The sequence below is a fragment of the Algoriphagus limi genome, from assembly GCF_024919275.1.
In the GTDB taxonomy this organism is placed as follows: Bacteria; Bacteroidota; Bacteroidia; order Cytophagales; family Cyclobacteriaceae; genus Algoriphagus; species Algoriphagus limi.
The window spans coordinates 113,419-134,166 of sequence record NZ_JANWGH010000001.1; the positions used below are offsets into that span (position 1 = coordinate 113,419).

A 20,748-nucleotide genomic window follows, 5' to 3' on the forward strand; every position below is an offset into this window, starting at 1 on the left:
AAATATTCGAAAAAATTCCTGAGGGTCTATCGCATTATTCTTCATTTATACCCTGCTTAAGTTTGTTAAAGCTTAAGTACTGTAGTAGAATATTGTTTCATTGTTGTTCCCATATGCTCAGTTCCCACGACCATCCTGAGAGGAGTAGGAGCTGTTCGGAAATTAACCAAGAAACCTTCATCTCGGATTGAACCGAGAAACCAACCGATTTGAAGACCTAAAAAGGCACTTCCAGTTAGCACGAGTCAATAATTTGCGATAGACCTTCAAAGAACTGAGACAAAACAAAACAAAATCTATGCAGTCTTCATGCACTGATTGTTTTTTGGTAATTTGTCGTGTTTCGAAAATAGAATAAAATGTCAACTAACAAAAACGCATTAATACGATATAAAGTACTTGATAACTGCTTCAGAAATCCAGGCAAGCGTTATTTCATTGATAATCTGATAGAAGAGTGTGAAAAAGTATTGGCTGAAATTGATCCCGAATCTAAAGGGATTTCAAGAAGGCAAATTTTTGATGATATAAAATTTATGGAAAGTTCAGAAGGTTGGTCGGTTGATTTGGAACGCCATAAGGATGGGAAGAAAGTTTTTTATCGATACAAAGAACTTTCCTTTTCTATCAATAATATGCCTCTCAATGAAGTTGAAATCGATCAGCTAAAAGAAGCTATAGACATATTAACACAATTCAAGGGGATGCCCCAGTTTGAATGGATTAGTGAAATGGTTCCAAAACTTAGTCAAGGACTTTCCATTCATGATTCTGGAAATAAGCTGATGGAATTTGAATCAAATGAATACTTAAAAGGGAAAGATCATTTGGGAGTGCTATATAACGCCTTGCGGTACAAGAAGCCATTAAAGGTCACCTACCATCCTTATCAGGATGAAAATCCTCATATTCTCACTCTACATCCCTACTTTTTAAAACAGTATAATGGGAGATGGTTTTTGTTTGGCTTTAATCCTGGCTCAGGAAAGTCAGACTGGAACCTGGCTATTGATCGAATTTTAGAAATTGAAGAATTATCAATTGAATTTGTTGAAAATACTGAGATTAAGTGGGATGAATATTTTGAGGATATGATAGGTGTGACAAAACCGGAAGGGGAGGAAATACAAACTATCGTCTTACATTTTTTTGGAAAGACTGGGAAATACATTTTTACCAAACCTCTTCATGGATCCCAAAAAGCAAAATGGATGGAGGAAAATATCTTAGAGGTTAAGCTAGATGTTATTCCTAATTATGAGCTAGAAAGGTTGGTTCTTTCTTATGCAGAAAGTGTGAAAGTAATTGAGCCAAAAAAATTCAGAGAAAAAATACTATCCCGATTAGAAAAAGCCATTCTATTATACAACAAGTAGCGGATTTTTTTAAATTTTAGAAAAATAGGAATGTTTTGATAGGATCTGAAGAATTTGAAATTGCAAACACGAAGCTAATCGTGTTAAAAAATAGTTTTGAGTCTTACGATGACCAATTCGAAAGGATTCAAAGTTACCTTAGTAATGATCCGGATAGTGCCATTTTAAGAATCACAGCAATTTTAGAAGATATTTTTAAAAAGATTTGGAATCAGGTTTTACAAAACTCTGAACCACCAAGTACTTTATTCGAAATTCTACAAAACGATTCAATCAAGCAGGTCATTCCAAATAATATCCTTTCTAGGATCCATAATTTGAGGATATTGGGGAATTTATCCCGGCATTCTAGCATAGATGCTCCTGCATCCACTGAGGATGCTTTAATATCAATTCACCTTCTATTTACAGTGATGAATTGGTATAGGTCTCAATTTTTTGATTTGCCTGAACTACCTGAACCAGTTCAAGCCCAATTGACTTTTAGAGAATATTTAAAACAAATGTTTACTGATTATAGAACTTTATCATTGATCCTTTTTCAGGCAATCTTTTGTTATGGTTTATTTAGATACCATGAGTACTTGCCAAGTGATTTAGAGGCTCCATTTAAATACACCTATGAAGGTGTTTTTACTAATTTCGGGGTCTCTAGTTCAGTTTTTTCAATGATATACTGTATGGTTCTCATTTTGGTATCATCGATATTTGCTTGGTCTATTTTCAAAGAATTCAGAAAGCAGGGGTATATTTCAAGAATATGGTCGTTTGAGCTGATGTTTTTTGTAGTATTTAACGGACAATTTATTTTCTTGGCTATTCTTGATCCTTTTACAGTGCTTTGGTGAATTAACGAATTGCAAATGCTTTAATCATAAGAATTTCTAATTTTTAGTTTGTAACCTTGAAAGTTCTCCGGCAGCCTCAAGAGGTAGTGGATTATTCCTTTTAGGTTTAGTTTAAAATTTTGAGAAAAAGTATTTAATTTCTTTTTAAATATTGATGAAATATTTTCTGTTGAGACCTTCGATAAAAATTCACAGTTGCTTTTGGCCCTTAGCCAAATTTATAAATGCCAAAAAATGAAAAAGGAGAAGAAAAAAAATATTCACATTAGTGATGGATGCCTTCCGTTATTCATATTGGTATTTATTTTATTTGTAATTCGTGTAACTATAGCTCGTGGCAAAATATGGGAAAGCAATATCGTGGATTTGTTATTGTTTTTTTATTGGTCAGGAATTGTATACATGGTTCTTGTATTTCTAGTGAATAAAGCTAATGAACCTAAAAAAAGAACGAGAATAGAAATATTGACCACCTCGATAGAAGAACATAAAAAACAGATAGAAAAATTTATCGATATAGGTGGAAAGTTTAAGGATACTTACCAAGTAGATAATTCCCAATTTTTATCATATCATTTGGTTGAATATTTTAATGAAAAAAGAGAATTGGATTTTTTAAAATCAAAAGGATGGTTTTCAAAATCAGAAGTTTATAAAAAAAAATCTGATCATGATCTCCGGATGAAATTAATCGCTGAAATAATTAAGAAAAAGGGATTAAGTGGTTATGTGTTTTGGGGAGGTCTTTATGAAGGGCAGGCTTACGAATTATATTTCGGGATAAATGAATGTGAAACACCTGGATGTTATAATCAGGTAGGCGAAAATTGGCATAAGCTGTGTCCAAATTGTTTCTTTGAAAGTAAACAACACCAATAATTGTAAGTTAAACCTAAATTCATCTTAAATATTTTTTGTAATCGTTGCATCCTAATCTTCAAAAAAATGATTCTTTAAGCTAAGTGTAGAAGTATTGGAATTAGAAACTTCACTTTATACGATCAATTCAAAGGTAATGCCCCAAGAAAGTATTTTATAAACAAATACTCATTCGATTGAATTTGTATTTCTCTTTTTATGAATACATCAAAAATTATCTATAGTCCGAAACTGAACTATCATTATAGAGTCTTAATAAAATCAAAATTAGTTTCCAAACAAGGTCTTAAACTTTGATCATTTGTACCAATTTGAAAGTAGTTGCCTGCTAATGATTGGAAATAATCCAAGCCTCTTCCCATCACAATTCTCCAACCATTGGATGTAGTTATTTCCCTGTCATGAACGGTTGAAGAAAACTCGAAACTAAAATCTAATTCATGCTCGAAAAGGCTATTACCAATCTGTTCAAAAGCATATTTGTTTTCTTTTTCTTGTTCTAAATCATCTGCAGATGTCACTAAGTGAAGTTTCTTACAATCTCCGATTTTTACCAAGAGTTCGGCAAACTTTAAAAAATTGGAAATCTGATGTTTTTGCCTAATATAAGGATCTTGTATAGTTACGGATTCAGCACCAATTAAGTAATCCTTGAAAACATCTTCATAGCTGTAACCCACATCACCATAGCGGATTTTAAGATTCTTTTCAATTGCCTTTTTTGTAATGAAATCATGATTTTCCAAATTCGGCAAATCATTTTTTGGAGTGGGAGAGGGAAGGTCAATTGATTGAACTTCTATGTCTTCTTGATTTTCGGAAGAAATGGTTGTTAAAACTAGTTTGCTTTCAGGACAATAGATTACCTTCTCAATACCTTTACTATTGAAGTAAGACAAATCTATACGACTGTATTCGTCATCCTCCTTCATTTTATTCATCTGCTCCTTTACCCGTCTTCTTCCTTCAATAGCGTACTCTAAAATTTCTTCAAATTCTTGATCGGTAGGGTTTGCGTCCGGGTGAATTAGTTTAAGGAGCCCCATTGTTGTTTTTTGGATGGCTAAATCATCCCTGCCCTCTACATTGGGACCTAGTTTCATTTTCTCAGAAAGAATATTGCTGTAAGAGCTATTGTTTTTAAACATGTAATGAAAGGCTTCAGCAAAATAATCCGTAATCAATCCGTAGTTTGATGCAAACCATCTTGGGTCCATTTTTGGTATTTCCCATCCCGGAAGGTAAAAGAAAAACCTGTCCTGAATCGCAAAGTCAAAGGCTTTAGGCAGTGTTAAGAATAATGAATGTTTGTCTGATTTTACTACTTGCTCGATTGATTGATCAATATTACCAACAAATGCAAAACTAGCATTAGCGATTACTTCTCTTCCTCGGCTAAAACGACCCTTTGCCATGTAATCCTTCATTATTTGAACTGTATCGGTATCTTTTATGTCAAGATTTCCTACTTCGTCAAAACCTATGGTATCCCAAAAACCGACCAGTCCAACTTTCTTTCTTGCATTATTATAAAGAAGAGTAGCGGTACTGGCTTTACCACCACTAATTAAGGTACAGTATGGAGAGAATTCCGTGTAGAAGTGAGATTTTCCTGTGCCTCTGGGGCCTAATTCAATGAAGTTATAATTGGCCTGAACCAAAGGAATCAATCGAGCTAAAAAATGTAATTTAAGTCTTTTGCCTTCTGGAACCCTTCCTTTGTATTCATTTGGAAGGTTATCGATAATTTCAGGGTTTATCCCTACGCTCCTCAAGACAACATCTATCCATTCTTCAGTAGAAAAATTCCGTCTGCCTTCTAAAAATTTATTGAAATCAAATCGGGCTAGCTGAATCGGCTTTAATTCTTCAATGTAGAATGCATAATTGTCTTCCTCTATGGGATTGTATCCCACAACAACTTCTGCCCAAACGCCTCCTTCCAAAAGCTTTTCATTCTCTTTATAGAATTTTTCGCTAATAGCTAGTCTGTTTGAACCAAAATTCTCCATTTCAGCCCAATGACGTTTTTCCTTTTCGGTATATTTTACATGAATTCGATCGATAAACTTATGTCTTCCTTTTTGCTGTACAAGTGATTGGGCTTTATTAGCCTCATTTGGTCTGACATAATTTTTTTCAACTACTTCTAAGACAGCTTTTTTGCCTTCAGCTATTTCTTCTGGATCATCCGTAGCACAATATTTTGCCAAAAGAAACTCCAATACAAACGATGGAACATTAGCGGCTTTTTTGATATCATGAACCAAATCTTTTCTGACAACCTTGCCAGGAAAGCATTCATTTAATTTGATGTCTAATGCGTCCATAGGTTACAAATAATTTGTGGTTAGGGTTAATTCGGATAGGATTAATCCTGAAGAAGGGGATTTGGCAAAAACTGTGAACTCTCCTTCGAACTCCTCATCCATAGCCAAGGAAAACTTCAAGGTTTTTCCTTGTTCGATTTCCAAGTATCCGGTAGTTGAATTTACATTCTCAGAAGGGGTTAATACCCCTACTGGCTTATTTCCACTCATCGCTTCGATCTGGATATCTAGATTTCCACCAAATAGTGATTGGCTAAAGGATGCAATTTCCAAAATCGGCCTCATCGTTGTGATTTCTCCAGAAGTCTTTCCTTTATAGGTTAGATTTACCTGAATTTCATCTTTTCGAATGACTTTTTCCGGTCTAAAAGTCATACAAGGGGTAATAATCTCCTGCAATGATATTCCCTCATGGAAGAATTGTTTCCCCTTTTCATAAGTGGCAAAATTCTTTAAAAAAAGAAATTGATCTACTTCAGACTGTACCCCAAGATCTGAGGCTTTTAATTCTAAATGGTAGGGATTTGTAGACCCTTTTCCTGCTAAGCATCTTGGTTTTTGCAAATACCATTCTCCTACTGGCTTTTCGGCTTTGTTGCCTGCCTTGTACTCATGCAGCAAAACAAATCCATGATCTGAACCAAGGACAAATTCCTCGTATCCCTCTTCTTTCAATTTAGTGGAGACTTTAAGAATTTTGGTTAGAGCCTGCTCTATTAGTAGCTGTGCATTGTCCGGTGAACTTTCACCCGCTTGGTCAATTTCGGTAGTTGTAACAAAAAGTAATTCTGAATGAATATATTTCCCTGCCAAAACATCTTTTTCCCAAGCCCATGAAGCCTTGTCTCCATAAATTCCGGCTACATATTTGATTCTTGAATCTCTTGTTGAAGACTCTACATCCGATAGATAGGGTTCTAATTTGTCTCCTTTAATCCTGAGACTAAGATTTGAAAAAGCTTTAGGCATAAGAGCTGCCATTGCGAACTTTGTTACTGTAGGAATGAAAGCTAGAGAAGGTTGTAAATCTGTATCAAAAGATGCCCTTTCCAATCTGGATTTTAGTTGTCTGGCAAGCTCATAGCGCATTCCATCGACCAAAAAGTAAACTGTTTTTTTACCTGATTTGATCAAGGGCTCAACTTTCCTATCAAAAAGGTCGATATTTCTTGAAATAGAAAGGGAAGTAAGACCTTCCTTTTCAATGAGGGAAAGGAATAATTCTTGAAGATTTTCAGTAAAATCTAGGTAGGCATTAACTGCATACTTATGAACTGATCTCAGTAATTCGGAAACCGTGATTATTTCTGCAACATTTTTATCCAATTCACGATGAAGAGTATCTAATTCACATATTTCACTGGAATACCATTCCACAAGTGATTGGAGATCTTTATTTTGCTTTAGTTTGCTTTCTAATTTTATGGTTAATTTCTTGATCGAGAGTGCTTTTCTTCCAATCATCCAGGATAAACGTCTTTCCTCATCATAAGCACTCCAAATTGAGTTTAGCGACTGTTCCAGAATCAGGTTAGCATCATCCAGATTTCCTTTTAGAAGGAAATCCCTAAAAACCTTGAAATAAGCAGAATCCTCAAAGGAAAACGTATTGATATATCCCAAATTGGATTCATTGGCAAAAAGCTTGGGCAAAGAGAGTTCTTCACTTACCCGTATGGCTTGCTCTACATAGATTTCCTCTAAGTCTTTTCGTTTCCTTAGTAGGTTGCAGACATCATGAATTAATTGCTTTGCCTTAATATCCGCCAAGGGAACATCTTTCAGCTTGGAAGGAAGTGAGATGGGTAGATCATGAGCAAATTCACTGAAAAGAACTAGGTTCCAAAGTTCTTTACTAATCCCTTCCAGCTTTTGCTTTTGTAATCCTACTCCTAAAATACTCTTGGAAAAGGTTTTCAATTCCTTTACCCAAGTTTTATCAGATTGTAAAAAGTCTTCTTGCTGAGAAGATGGAGCTAGAATGGCCATTAATATTTCTACATAAGAACTGGCCTTTAAACCACTCTTTAGCTTAGGGTAATTATTTCCATCCACCAAGGCATCAATGGCATCAAAAGAGGGATGACTATCCTCCCTGAAAAATTCCTCGATCTTGGATTCCTTTTCCGGCAAGGCGGCCAAACACAATTGCTTATATTCATCGGCTGCCTCATTCGGAAATACTTTTCCTCCAGCAGAGAATATAATAAATGGGTCAAAAGTCAAATCATCTTGGTCTTTCTTAGCTTCAAATGGGACATATACCACAAGCTTTGCATTTTCATTTTTGGGCATCTCTTGTACCCAATAGTCCAAGGCTTCCTCACGTGCTAAGACTACATTTTCAGAGGCATCTACAACCTTGATATCTAAACTCTGAAGCTCTTGCACAATTTCTTTATAGAATCGGATTGGATCATAGATAACCAGCCCATTGCCTGATTCAAGTTTTTTCTGAAAATGTTTTTTTATAAACTCTCGTATCATTAAATCTTCCAAATATCTATTGCCCTTTCAGCTAACACTTTCGATCTTTTCTCAACTTCATTAAATCTAAACTCAGGATAATTATCTATAATCTCTTTTGTGACTTTGAAAGATGATTTTTGATATTCTACCAATTTGTCCTCAAAAGGATTATTTGATGCGTCAATATTCAATTTTTGACCAAGTAGGGTGAAATTTCCAATCTTGTTCACATAGTCTCCATGTACCAATTTTGAATTATTTCCTAGATATTTTTCCCAATCACCAAATTCCTTTTTCGATTTTTTTGTTGTAATTACCTGAGGAATAATGTGTTCCAAATGGACATCCATTCCTGAATTTATAGTGAATTCTCCTGTAGATGCATGAAGAGTGTATTCAATTTGCTCTAAAACATACTTAGCTCTATTGATGCTTCTTTTGTAGTCAGCCTTTGTAAAGTTTAATTTGAACTCTTGATCATCTGGCATGTCTTTCAATAGCCTTTCTTTAATTGCATTTTTTACATCCTCACCGTCTAGTTTATGGACCAAGTCTGAAAAAATATTATCCAAGACACCTGTTTGTCTGGAACAAATGTGTCTCCTTAACATAAAGACTGCAATCATCCTCAATATTTCTAGCTTGTCTGAATAGGAAAATTGTTCGCGTGAGAATAATTCCAAAAGGAATGTATAAGCTGGCACCGATTGAATTCTCTGTAAATCAAAAATGGCATTATTGATCTTTTGGTTAGCAAATTTCCTTTTCCGTATCAAAGAATAAGTTTTTGCATAACCTGCCAAATTTTTGGCAAATTCAGTTGCAGTAATTTTTTCAGAAGATTCAGTTAAATCCTTTTCTTGAATTTCCTCGATGATCTCATCTTCGGTATCTATTTCTTCCACGATCTCACTTTCAAAATCCTCAGTCTTGAGTCTTGAATAAACTCTATATTCGGCCAAACCCTCGCAATTTTTGACACTCTTAATGTAAAGTTTCTTGAACTCGTCATTTAAAAAGGTGTACGTAATTTTTCTTTTCAATTGAGAGCACATGTAGTGTCTGAAAAATTCGTCGGTAGATATACCATCCAATGAAACAATGATGTTTTTCCAATTTTCTTTAACAGATTCTAGCGTTTCATTGTCAAGGCTTGAAGCATGCCCAAGGAGAAAATTTTTGATAATATCCGTGGCACTCAGGCTTAACCCCCTGTTATTAATTGTTTCAAATAATTTATAGGCGTCTTTTGCTTGAAAAACATCCAATCTTATGATTAATACCTTATCCATTAATTTGAAATGGAAGGAATAAAATTCTTCATCAGTCAATTCTTCAAGCCAATCAGAAAAATATTGGAGGTTGTTCTTGAGGTTTAAATTTTGAATTGTATCTGAATCGGTTCCTTTCAAAACTTTGATATAATCCGGATTATCCAATTCCCCTAATTCAACCTTATTTTTCTTCACTCTATCTAAACCACTGGATGTTAATAGGCTGTCTATTTTTTGAGCCTCCTCAAAATCCTCTTTTTTCTTTAGTGATTTACTAATAGCAGTAAGCAATAAGGATAATGTTGTAATTCTCTGTTGGCCATCTATAACCTCTAATTGGTTAATATCTGCTGAATGTGCGCCTATGAGGCAAACGAGATTTCCTAGGAGATGTGAATCTTCATTTGTAAGGTATTTGATATCATTAAACAACTCCTTACACTGTTTCCATTGCCACGCATACCTTCTTTGATAGGCAGGAATATAAAATTGTTCATTTCTTGTACTAAAAAGTTGATTAATAGAGAGTGGGGTAGGGGTTATTTTCATAAAAATCTCGTTTGTTTTTCTTCTTTAATCTCCTTCGATTTCTTCTCCTTCTTTTCCTTCGATTTGACTTCACAGATATCCTCTAGGCCATGGGCTATAGCCATACTCAAATCCTTCTTACATTTCTCGCGAACTCGGTCAGGCCAGATACTATAGGCTAGGTGAGCCCAGTCATATTCTCCTTTTTGTAGCTTTTTCCAACAAGCTTCGGTGTCCTTTTTCCATTTCGAATGCCGGAAGAGATTATGCAAAGGTGCAGCATTAATCAAAACACCATCATCTTGATTAGGTTTGTATGGAAGCTGCGCTACTCGTAACAACTCCTCTTTGAAATTTACCAATTCCGCCAAAAATTCCTTTTGATCATTCAACTCCTTGGCCGAACCGTTGAATTGGAGTACATCCACCTCTTTGGCTATTTCCTTGATTTTAGGGTCAACCAATTCATTGACGATCTTAAACAGGGAGCCTTCATTTAATTTTGGATAGTACACCCAAATAGTGAATCTCCCGGAAGGCACACCCATATGCCAGTAAATAGGGGAGACCCGCTTGTTCCTCGTATAATCCCTTAAATGAGCATCAAAGAATTTATTGTGCTTGTCAAAAATCTCTGCAAGGTCATTTACTTTAAAATGTTCAATTAATTCATCCTCAATTGTCTCAAAGGTTTCCGGCCAAAAATATCGAATGACTTCTTTTAACTTATAGGTTAAAGGATTTATGTCAGATACGCTTGCTACTTCATCCAATACCTCAATTGGGTAAGGAGTATTCCAGATTTCTTTAATCCTCTCTTGATATTGAGGAAGGACTAAATCTAAGGTAGATTCTCTTGGTCCAAATAAAAATGGGCTGTGTTTTCGGGCTTTGAATAAATCTTCATCGCTCCATTCCTGTTTCCAGTTTTTCAAAAGTCTCACATCCCATCTACCATAAACGCATCCAACCAATATTGAAAAAATTGAGTGAATTATTTCTTCCTTTGTTTGATCAAATACTTTGCCCTCATTATCATTTCCAGCCTTTGAAATAATAGACTTAATATCTTCACGCTCTTCTTGGGTTATCCCAAAATAGTCATACACCCAATTATTAAGATTTGATAAGTCATTTAAATACGCCTCCTTGTTATTTTTTAAATTTTCTATTCGTATATCTGAAAACTTTGTAATGCTAGTCATTTTAAACATTTCATTGTTTACAAATGCAAGGCTTTTATCGTCGATATCAAAACAAGATTTAACCCGGGCATACTGACTTTCAGTCATTTCAGAAAGTCTTTGCTGAAGAACTAATGGTAACTCAGGGTAAGGAAGTTGATTAACAGTTCCATTGATAAATTTTGGCCTTTCAATCCACTCCATACTCAACTTTAAGCAATAGTCAATGTATTCGGAGTTCCAAAGAGAAACAGTAACTTTTGATTCTTTTAGATCCGGAAATACAGCTATACATCTGCCGCTTGTTGCAATATTTCCAAAAGGAATTATATGTGGTTGGAATTTTGCCGTCCTAAAGCTCCAACTCAATCCAGACCTATAAAAAACACCATAAGTATCCATTGGCCTAGATTTCAATTGTCCAGCACTGTTAAAATTATGTTTTAATTCAAAGCCGTCATTTTTAAAGAAAACGACTGTATCATTACTTGAAAAATATCTTGAACTTGAATCACTCATCAAAAAATAACTCCAATTATTTCCTAGGAATGTTGAGTTTCTTTCTAAAGCAATGTTTTTTTCATCAATTTCCCAAGAATTTCTAACATATCTGTAATTATCCGCGGTTTTTAGTGCAAGTCTTGCACCTCTAACTTCATTTTCAAATCTTTGAGATTTTTTAAAAAACTCTAAAGTTTTATTATCAATCCAATAGCAAATAGGTTCATTTGATATTGATTTAAATGATTCAGTATTAACTAAATAATAATCTTTTAATTGGTCTTTAATGATTTTATTTAAGTAGTGATCTTTCTTAGATTCTTTTGTTGCTCTAAAAAAACTTGATAAATTTTTTGAATATCCTTTACCGATTATATAGGCAGATACCTCAACCATTGCATCTAGAACACCTCCTCCTAGGTCAGCAAAATACCTTATATGGTTATTGGTTAATAATTCTTTTGAACGCCATGCAGTGAATGATCCAAGGAAAAAAATTGTCCGAGTTGTAATACTTCCCAGGTCTCCTTTTTTATCTAGCATTTGCAACATCCTATCGATAAATACAGAAGCCAGATCATATTTACTAAGTGGGTAATTTATTTCAATATAAACCTTCGAATTTTCAGATGCTGCTCCAAACGGAGGATTCATTACAATTACATCATATCGCTTCCGACATAATTCGATAAAGGCAAATCCTCTAGCGGTATCTTCTGCGAAAAGTAATTTTTGGAATGCATCTTCCCCCTCAGCGTTTTCTGCAAAGCTTTTCAAAGCCTTAAGTACTTCTTCTTCTGCGGTATCAAAAAAGTCCTTGGAGATTTTTTGGCCTTTTCCATAGATGGCTGCCATCTCAGCCGCTCTATTCTCTTCTTTGCTGCCAAAGAGGGACGCTTGTGTGGTGGAGTTTTTATACTGCTCGTATTCCTGTCGGGCGATTTCGATTTCTTTCTTGAGTTCCTCCTCAATCTTAAGCAGAAGACCCGTTTCCCCTGCCAGTTGCATTTTATCCCAGATAATCCTTACCAATTTCCCAATAGGTCCGGGAAGGGATTTAGAAAAGTCACTGAGCAGTTGCTTATCCCCAGGAAGTGGTTCTGCGATGACCAGATTACTTTTACTGATTGAAGGGCGGTCTGCCGGTTGGATATTCAATGCATCAAAACTCTTTTGAGCGCGCAACCATAAACTCAGTCCTGCGATCTGGATTGCTCTTGGGTCAATATCCACTCCGTGAATATTGTATCGTAAAATGAAGCCGGGAATTTCTCTGATGAAATCTTCCCGAAGGTATTGATCCCGTAAATCTCGAAGCAGAGCTGGATGATGATCCCATGCCTCGATATAGATCTGCTCAAAAAGATCAAAGCCATACAGCCCAAAGTGCATAGAACCACAGGCAGGATCGAGAAAGAGAATCTCACGGGGATCTTTGAGGGCTCTGAATTCCACATAATGTGCCCCATCTATTTTGGTCTCAGGAATAGCTTCCCCTTTCTCCAAAAAGATTTCTAAAGATTGCTTGACCATGTACTGGCAAAGGTCTTTTAGGGCAGTTTGCCCTTTGGTCATTTCATACCACTGTCTACCCAAGCTATTGTCCACTAAGAACTGGACGACATAGCGAGGAGTGAAAAACTGGTTTCTGACTGCCAGCTCTCTACTATTTCGTGGAGCATCAGATGCCACCCGCATTTCAGATATTTCTTCTCTGCTATTGTAGTATTGGTAGATCCACCCGATCGTTTCATCTTCTCTCCAAAGGTTGATAGGCTGGTGTCCAGCTTCCCGATAAATATTCAGTTCTTCATCATTGATGATCAGTAACAAATCCAATAAAACCCGCTCCGAAGGAAACAATAAAGCGTATGGGGAGAAGCGGTCAAATACTGCAGGTAGGTCGATAGCCAATTCGTCAAAAACATGACCTATATACCATTTGTATCGGGTGAATTGGTCTGCTGTTTTAGCACCACCGGTTAACTGATCGTATACTAAAAAGCCTTCCGAATTATAACTGTTGCGGATGGATTCTCGGATGATGTTTCGCTCCTCAGACATTCGGAGGGCAGCGAAACGGTTAAGAATGGTAAAAGCCTGTTCCCGTATCAATTGCCGTACAGCTTCAGGTGCTTTATTGTCTCCCGCAATGGTAGATTCCAAATAATGCAGACGCTGTCTCAACAGTCTGGCGGTTTCGATTACAGAGGCTTCCCTTGCGGTAAGTTCTTCTACCAGAAGGCAGGTTCCGTTGGGTCGAATACCATAAAATTGTTGAAGTTGAGTTTCAAATTCACTCATCAACAGCTTCTTCGCAGCCTGTACGAAGGATTTGATTTTATTTCTAGCTCCTTGAGATAAAGACATCTTACCAGTTTATTTCAATTTCATTACCTGCATTTAATTCATCTCGAACCGCCTCCAAGGCAGATATCAAGTCATCAAGTTGACGTTCGGATGAAATGGTCTTAGAGAAGGCGGTAAAGTCTTTTTTTACTTTTCTACCGCCTTCAAGAGATTTTGCTGGTAGAGGTTTGGATTTAAGATATTCTGCTTGTTGTTCCCTGACATATAGAATCTTGTTGGTTACAACATAATTGGAATTCAAAATATCCTTGATTCCGTCTAGTCCCTGTTTATTCTCAATAACCAACCCATCAATCTCTGAGGAAAGAATTTCTTGTTGTTCTAAACTTAAACTATACCAGTCTTTGCCTGACTTGATTTGTTTTACCTCAGCTTCAATTTTTTCGTTTTCCGTAGCAAGTAATTTTTGACAGTAATCAGAACAAAGTGTTTTGATATTTGAAATAGCGTCTTTTAGGTCAGATACACGATCAAAAAAAGTGTCATCAGAAATGATGTCCTGAATAGTATCGAAGTCTTTTTGGGTATTTTCCTTAAGTTCTTTGAGTATCCCTGAATCTGGCAAGGCATCAATACTTTCTTTCAGGGAATTTGCTTCTTTGAAAGCACTCTCCATTCCTTGTTCAAAACCTTTGTAGACACTTCCGATCCATTTCAGATTTTCAAACAAATCAGAATCCGGTTTTCCTAAGCGGAAGGCTGCATCAGAGCCTTCCCCTTTGAGGACTTCGGATATTCCATCTTGAACTTCCTGCGCCTTATCCTGTCCGGGTAGGTTTAGGTATTCTAGCCTTGTTTTGATTGAAGAATACTTGGTTTGAAATTCAGGAAAATGCCTTCTTACCACTTCAGCTATTTTGTCTTGAAGAGGTGCCACTTGATCTCCTGTTAACTGCGCCAATCGTTGCACAGATAAAGCTAACATTGGCATAGACGGCTTTTCAGTGGCTTGATAAGCGGAAATCCCTATTTTGTTGAAGCCGTTTACATTTTTCAAAGCTTCAATCGCCTTTGGCCCCTTTACCTTAATGTCTTGACCACTAACCCGAAGTTTAATATCGGATGCAATAAACATGGCAGATACCAAAAACCGGGTGGTGTCTTTACTCCAGCCATATGGTGCTGTATCAAAGTGATCAAGAAGTCGTTTTCCTTCCACAAGATCTTCTTTGAGAATATACTCCCTGATAGATTTAATTGCCTCTTTATCCAGATCTACGCTACCGTCTCCCTTGATTAAATCAAAATGGTTGAGTGCTTGGGGAAGCATCTTCAAATCTGCATAGGTAAGTAGTTTTTCAGCATCGCCGCCTCCGATTTGAATCGGAGCTTGTTTATACTTTTCAAATACAAGTTCAGCTACTTCCTTCAATTTTCCATTAGCAGATTCCTTGAATTTAGCTCCATAGGATACCACAGGTTTATTTGCTCCTCTAAAAACAAATTCACCTTTTTCAAAACTTTGAATTATGATTCTTCTGACATTGTCCTTAAGCCGTTTTGCTTCTTGGTCTTGGCTATTCAGATAATCATTAATTTCCTTATCCTCGTATCTGTTTCGGGTATTGTAGATTCCTTCACATTTTACTATTTCGATAATGTCATTGGTAATGTCTTTTTCGATCTTACCTATGAGAAAGAATCTTGATAACTGAGATCTATCTGTACTAGACTTCAAAAGATTCTCCAATTCTTTTGAATATTCAGTTGGCCTCAATAAAAGAACCTCCATTTGGATTTCTTCATTGGTCTCCAATAATTTAAAAACCTTCCCATCTTGGTTGAAATTGACCCCTGATCTTACTGTTTTGGTATTTAACAATCTGGCACTTGGAACAGGGGAAAAGATATCAGTAAGAACAGCCTCATAGATTTTCCTAATGTCACTACTTGAAGGAGTTATTTTATTCTTTTCATTTTCAATACTGATGATTGCATCGGTCATAAACCGCAATTGCCCATCGATTTCATTTAGTGTGCATCCAGGAGTATTTTTCAACTCATCAATAATCAAACTCACCTCAGCAAAGACAGAATCACTTTTGACATGAGGATGCATCAGTGAGGCCACATTTTTTGTGGAGAGGTAAAAATCATCAAGTAACTGTAATACCGCAATGGATTTGGAGACTTTGGCCTGGTCTGAGGATTCTCCATAAAGAGTGGTAATCTTATCCACTGCTCCAACGATATGGCTATAGGATTTTCTGATATCAGCCTTCAGTACATCATAGATATGGTAGGTAGTAGCCAATTTACCCACTTCAAATTCTGCCAAAGGATTGCTTTCAGACGCTAATTTTTCGGTGAGAATGTCTTGAATGACTTTGATTGCGGACCGCAGACCAACCCCGCCCGTAATCTTTGCCAATCGGCCAAGAAGAGAAATGATGATCTCAAAGTGTTGCGGCAAAAATGGATACAGGTTGATGAAAAGTTTTTCATCCAGCTCGTCTTTAACGTACATCGTACGTTCACACTTTTCTAGCTTGGTATAATGGCGAAGCTTTTCTCCATCCGCCTTGTAAAGATTCCGTAGTTGATCGGAGAAATTGCTGGATTTCCCAAGAATCCTCTGGGTACAGATCTCTTTAATATCAGACGAATCTATCTCAACTTTAATTGGAAATCGTGCATTTAAACCATAAAGCTTATCTGAATTTAGTCTTGCATTTGGATTATCCTCAGTTAGCGTCTGTTGGGCTGTTGCCAATAGCCAAGCTTTTCCACTTCCAATATCTTTAAGGTTTTCCATTGTCCCTGCTAATGAGGTGATCAATCCACTCTTTGCAGAAATATATTGGCCCACTTCATCCACCACAAAAATTATATTTTCCTTACCGGTAATCCTTCTCACTGTATCAAGAAGATTTTCAACCTTTTGCCTATCACTACTCATATCCTCAATACGCAGGATTTTAAAAGCTCTTTGGTCTTTCCAGATATAAGGATAGATTTCATGGGCCATGTGGCTCGCGATTTCTTTCGCTTTCAACATTCCACTTCCACCTTTTCCTGTTTTTATCAGATCCCAATCCTCAGTATATTCCTCTAAAACTCTTTTCTTAAAGTAGTCAAGCTTGTGATCATTACTCAACATCCTTTCAAATTCGGCTAACTTTTCATCTGAAGAAAAGCCTGCTAATTGATTTACCTTGGCAATCATTAATTCAAGGATGGGAGGTAGTGTACCGCCTTTGATTTGTTCGGTTGCACAATCCAACAAGATTACTGCAGGGTCGAATTTATTAACTATATTCTTAAAAAGTTGTGTTGTAGGGGTAGAATTAATCCTATTGGAAAGTCTGTCTAAAAAAAGCTGGTTATCTACTTTATAATCCTTTTTGAGGCCAAACCCCAAATACTTAGCAAAGGAACTTTTACCTGAACCATAAAACCCCGCTACCCAAATACCAACCTCATGAGTTCCTTCTTCCATTCCTCGGTATAAGGAATCAAGTATTTTGTCAAAACTATCTCTTAACTTATCAGTAACTACATATTCAGAAACTTCATTTTTTAGATTTAGTTCTGATGCACTTCCGAAGGTGACCACCTTCTCAATTGGTCTGTAAATGTTTTTATCTGAACCAAATATTTCTTTAATCTTCGTCATTGCTTTAATCTTTAAAAGTGCTTTGATCTGTAATTTCCGTCCTCAGGATAAAAGCCCAAAAACTTTAATGCGGAACCGGATATTTCACCCGGGTACATGATAATCATCGGGACTTCAATTTGATTGTAAATTTTCTGTTCAATAGGACCGAATCTGGTAAAGGGATGAATCGCCTCTACATCGGTAATCAACAAAATTCCATTTTTCAGTTGTTTGACTTCTTCTTGTTTAGATAGGATTGCATTCTCAAGTACTTGTTGATTCTTTAGGTTTTCTCCCAAGCTTTCAAATACATCTTTCATTTCGTATTCATCCTCTACAGCATCTTGCCCAGCTTCGATTCTATAATCATCTTCACTGAAAAAAGACTTTAAAACCTCGTGTAGAGATAAAATTTCCGGTTCAAAATCCCGATGTCTAGCTAGGTCCAACCAACCCTCATTTAATCTTCTTTTGACATACTGAATATCGTCAAGATTAAAGGTCAAATAACAAATGGTTTTATCTCCACTGTGGTCATGAGCTTTTGGTTGAACCAAATAATCCAATAAGTCGCTGTACCGTTTATCTACATTCATGATCTATGTATTCCTGCATTGTTTTAAAAGTCCAACCTATTTTTAGAATTTCTCCTGAATATTGGAAAATGATTAACCCCTTAAAGGAGATCCGTTCTATCTCTTTGATCAACTGATAAAAGTCTAATCCCAACAAGATCCAAAGCTCATCGTGGGCCATTTTTTCATCACTATAACCTTTGAAATGAAGTTCATGCAAGAAAAAATTACAAACTCTTGAATCAGGTAAATTCCATTTGAGGAAACCTTCATTATCCAGTAAGTCAAAATCATTTAAACATGAAACTAAGTAGGAAGATACTCTTGTAATCATAGAATCGCTCCATCCAGGTGCCAATCCATCTGAAATTGCTCTTAAAAGGAAGGCCTTTGATGTCTCCCTTGTAACTTTTTTTGAATGTTTTTCTTTTCTCAGTTCTAAAACAAAATCAAAAAGTACCTGATTTGCCCGTGCTGTATAAATGAACATTAAAGATTTAAGTGCATCTAAACTTAGTCCAGCTTCTCGCAATAATTTTAAATACTGAACGACATTTTCGTTGTCTCTCCAATACCGATCAAAGAATACCAAGTTGATAATGTCTTTTGTTCTATGCTCTGTGGATTTATTGAGAACATTATGAGAAATGCATCGAGTTATAAATTCGGATTTGGATTCGCCATTTTCATAAAACTCAATCAAGGTCAGAGTTTCATTGACCAATCCAGATCCTTTGGCAAGGTTACTATTGTATTTAAATCTGGCAGATGTCATTAATTCAGATAAGGGTGTACTTTATAATCATTCTCAAAAGCTGAAAGGTAATGAGCGGCTAGAACCTGAATGATGTCTGAACTTATCGCTTCTGATGACCCGATATTAATAGGTCCTTGGTGTGGCTCAATTGATAAGTCCTCAGAAAGGCTTTTCAAACATAAAATGGCTTTATCATAGGTTATTGGCTGGACTTTCTCTTGAGAATCAGACATTTTATACAATTTCTCTTCAACCTGAACGGGCAACCTGAAGAGATGGTAATAGTTAGCTCCCACCTCAATATCAACTAAATATCTAATAAGGTCTAGGTAAAAATCCTTTTTTTGATTAATAGATTTCGGGAAGATATAACCTAAAAAATCGTTAGAGGTAGATTCAAAAAATTGGGTGTTCCACCAATTTGTTTCTTCCATTAAGAACCCTACTGTAGTTCTTAATTCTAAAATTTTATTTAAAAGCGCCTCTTTCATGTATAACTAATTCGTTTAATTTCTCAAGGATTTGATCTTTTACACTTGGTATGAAGAAAGCAAAGTGTGTTTCATAATTCAATTGCAGAGCATCAATTTTCCACAAAGTATTTGTGGTGATTTGATATAATTTTAAACTAGCATTTGTACTTGATGTGAATATCCATTGAATCTTCAGAAAAAATCTTTGAGCGACCAAATTTAAAGATGGCTTAAAATAAAAATTTAATTAGTACTTAGAAACAATTTTTTGATAAGGGTAATGTATGCTTCTTATTTTTCAGGAACCCTTAACCTTACTTATTATTTTGATTATCTGTATCTTTTTTTCTCTTACCCATCATTTTCTCGAAGTTTTCTTTCCCATAAATTTTTTCGAAGAAACTGTCATCTTCTAATGAAATATGATCGTCATACTTGGGGGATAGAAAGACATTGACAAAAGCACGGTCAAGTTCTTTCTCGAACTCATTCTTGAGGTCTTCCAATTTTTGATTTTCCATAATTATTAGAGTTAGTCATCTGTGTAATTCATGTTTTTTCGGAATGGAGACAAATGAGGTCGGATATTAACCACTTGATTGCTCAATTCAAGTTAAGGAGAAATAGAGTATTTCATTTTTCCCGACAATTAAAGTTCGTCAAATGAAGAATATCAGAAACTCTTTTAGTTAGAAGAACTGACATTTTGTGACAAGTCTAATAGGAGGGCTTGGGATTTTGACAACTAATCAATTATCTTAGAAAGTGTTACTGCTACCATAGCTGTGTTTTCAGAGTCAATTGATATTGTTTGATCAGGACTCATTGTAGGTTTGCCTTGGGTATTTTGTCTTTCCCGGTTGTAGAGGTGGTAATAAGTTGGTCAAAGAGTCATAGCATCCCAATATAATTCACACCTATTGTATACAGTATCATCAAAAAACATTCAAAGCGATTTTGAGCATATTGTTCGGAACCTTTCAAATCCAATAATTAACATTTAAAGTAATTCTATTATGAAGAAATTGGAGTATTTGAAACTAGATTTTTCAACTGCTAGTGATAGCCAGCAACCCTTCTATTGTCCATTTACTGGAGGGCTATTATTGCCATCCGATCCATTTGAGGAAGTAAAAGATTTTCCTCCGAGCGTGATTGCAATACTTGATGCAGATTCAGAGTCTTTTATTTCCATGAGACCAGGAATTAGTGAGGCGGATTTTGAGGATTTTGCTGACTTTGATGAACTGGCTACTATTTTGGAAGCCAAAATATCCAAAGACTCGGGTATTTTGATAGTGGAAGTTGGCTACTATGGCAATAATCCACATGATTTTGGGGGGTGGGTTATTTTGCTAGAAATTCCAAATGCCTTCATAGGATAAACTGGTTTCTAGATAAATATTAACGCTCCACGCATCTCTTGCCACTTTTGGAAGGGTGATATCAAAATGCGCCCTTATTAAGGGGTTTTCACTTATTATTAAAGTACATACTATGTGCTTAATTAAACAGCTTGTGAAAAAGCTAATTTCAAATGGGCCTATAATAGTTTCCCTTGAAATCCATTTGGCTGGATAGTTTCT

General features: G+C 35.9%; 14 protein-coding genes. 4 read left to right on the plus strand and 10 right to left on the minus strand.

The window, feature by feature from the left end:
* Positions 1-65: 65 nt before the first annotated feature.
* Positions 66-242 (minus strand): hypothetical protein, encoded by a 177-nt coding sequence (locus NY014_RS00530; protein ID WP_259412573.1) that lies wholly within the window; start codon positions 240-242, stop codon positions 66-68.
* A gap of 117 nt (positions 243-359) precedes the next feature.
* Between NY014_RS00530 and NY014_RS00535 the strand changes: the two genes are divergently transcribed.
* From NY014_RS00535 to NY014_RS00545, 3 genes are all read left to right on the plus strand, one after another.
* Positions 360-1,376 carry a helix-turn-helix transcriptional regulator gene (locus NY014_RS00535; protein ID WP_259412574.1) on the plus strand — a complete coding sequence of 339 codons (1,017 nt, stop codon included), beginning with the start codon at positions 360-362 and terminating at the stop codon, positions 1,374-1,376.
* Positions 1,377-1,411: 35 nt separating this feature from the next.
* Positions 1,412-2,224 (plus strand): hypothetical protein, encoded by an 813-nt coding sequence (locus NY014_RS00540; protein ID WP_259412575.1) that lies wholly within the window; start codon positions 1,412-1,414, stop codon positions 2,222-2,224.
* 234 nt (positions 2,225-2,458) lie between these two features.
* Positions 2,459-3,103: a hypothetical protein gene (locus NY014_RS00545; RefSeq protein WP_259412576.1), complete on the plus strand. Its 645-nt coding sequence runs from the start codon at positions 2,459-2,461 to the stop codon at positions 3,101-3,103.
* A gap of 242 nt (positions 3,104-3,345) precedes the next feature.
* Here the strand turns inward: NY014_RS00545 and brxL are convergent, their stop codons facing one another.
* The 9 genes from brxL to NY014_RS00590 all read right to left on the minus strand — a co-directional run bounded on the left by brxL (position 3,346) and on the right by NY014_RS00590 (position 19,683).
* Positions 3,346-5,433, minus strand: coding sequence for a BREX system Lon protease-like protein BrxL (gene brxL / locus NY014_RS00550; RefSeq protein WP_259412577.1), 2,088 nt, complete (start codon positions 5,431-5,433; stop codon positions 3,346-3,348).
* A gap of 3 nt (positions 5,434-5,436) precedes the next feature.
* Complete coding sequence (locus NY014_RS16375) at positions 5,437-7,824, minus strand: PglZ domain-containing protein (RefSeq protein ID WP_259412578.1); 2,388 nt, start codon at positions 7,822-7,824, stop codon at positions 5,437-5,439.
* 95 nt (positions 7,825-7,919) lie between these two features.
* Positions 7,920-9,725 carry a DUF262 domain-containing protein gene (locus NY014_RS00560; protein WP_259412579.1) on the minus strand — a complete coding sequence of 602 codons (1,806 nt, stop codon included), beginning with the start codon at positions 9,723-9,725 and terminating at the stop codon, positions 7,920-7,922.
* Complete coding sequence (gene pglX, locus NY014_RS00565; protein ID WP_259412580.1) at positions 9,722-13,759, minus strand: BREX-1 system adenine-specific DNA-methyltransferase PglX; 4,038 nt, start codon at positions 13,757-13,759, stop codon at positions 9,722-9,724. Before pglX ends, NY014_RS00560 begins: the two co-directional genes overlap by 4 nt.
* A gap of 1 nt (position 13,760) precedes the next feature.
* Positions 13,761-17,375: a BREX system P-loop protein BrxC gene (brxC, locus tag NY014_RS00570; protein ID WP_259412581.1), complete on the minus strand. Its 3,615-nt coding sequence runs from the start codon at positions 17,373-17,375 to the stop codon at positions 13,761-13,763.
* Positions 17,376-17,386: 11 nt separating this feature from the next.
* Positions 17,387-17,953, minus strand: coding sequence for a DUF1788 domain-containing protein (locus NY014_RS00575; protein WP_259412582.1), 567 nt, complete (start codon positions 17,951-17,953; stop codon positions 17,387-17,389).
* Positions 17,940-18,707, minus strand: a complete 768-nt coding sequence (locus NY014_RS00580; protein WP_259412583.1) for a DUF1819 family protein — start codon at positions 18,705-18,707, stop codon at positions 17,940-17,942. The genes NY014_RS00575 and NY014_RS00580 overlap by 14 nt, the downstream gene beginning before the upstream one ends.
* Positions 18,707-19,180: a BrxE family protein gene (locus NY014_RS00585; protein WP_259412584.1), complete on the minus strand. Its 474-nt coding sequence runs from the start codon at positions 19,178-19,180 to the stop codon at positions 18,707-18,709. The genes NY014_RS00580 and NY014_RS00585 overlap by 1 nt, the downstream gene beginning before the upstream one ends.
* A 296-nt stretch (positions 19,181-19,476) precedes the next feature.
* Positions 19,477-19,683, minus strand: a complete 207-nt coding sequence (locus NY014_RS00590; RefSeq protein ID WP_259412585.1) for a hypothetical protein — start codon at positions 19,681-19,683, stop codon at positions 19,477-19,479.
* Between the two features lie 495 nt (positions 19,684-20,178).
* Here NY014_RS00590 and NY014_RS00595 point away from each other — a divergent pair, with 495 nt between their 5' ends.
* Positions 20,179-20,547, plus strand: a complete 369-nt coding sequence (locus NY014_RS00595; protein WP_259412586.1) for a hypothetical protein — start codon at positions 20,179-20,181, stop codon at positions 20,545-20,547.
* The last annotated feature ends 201 nt before the right edge of the window (positions 20,548-20,748 follow it).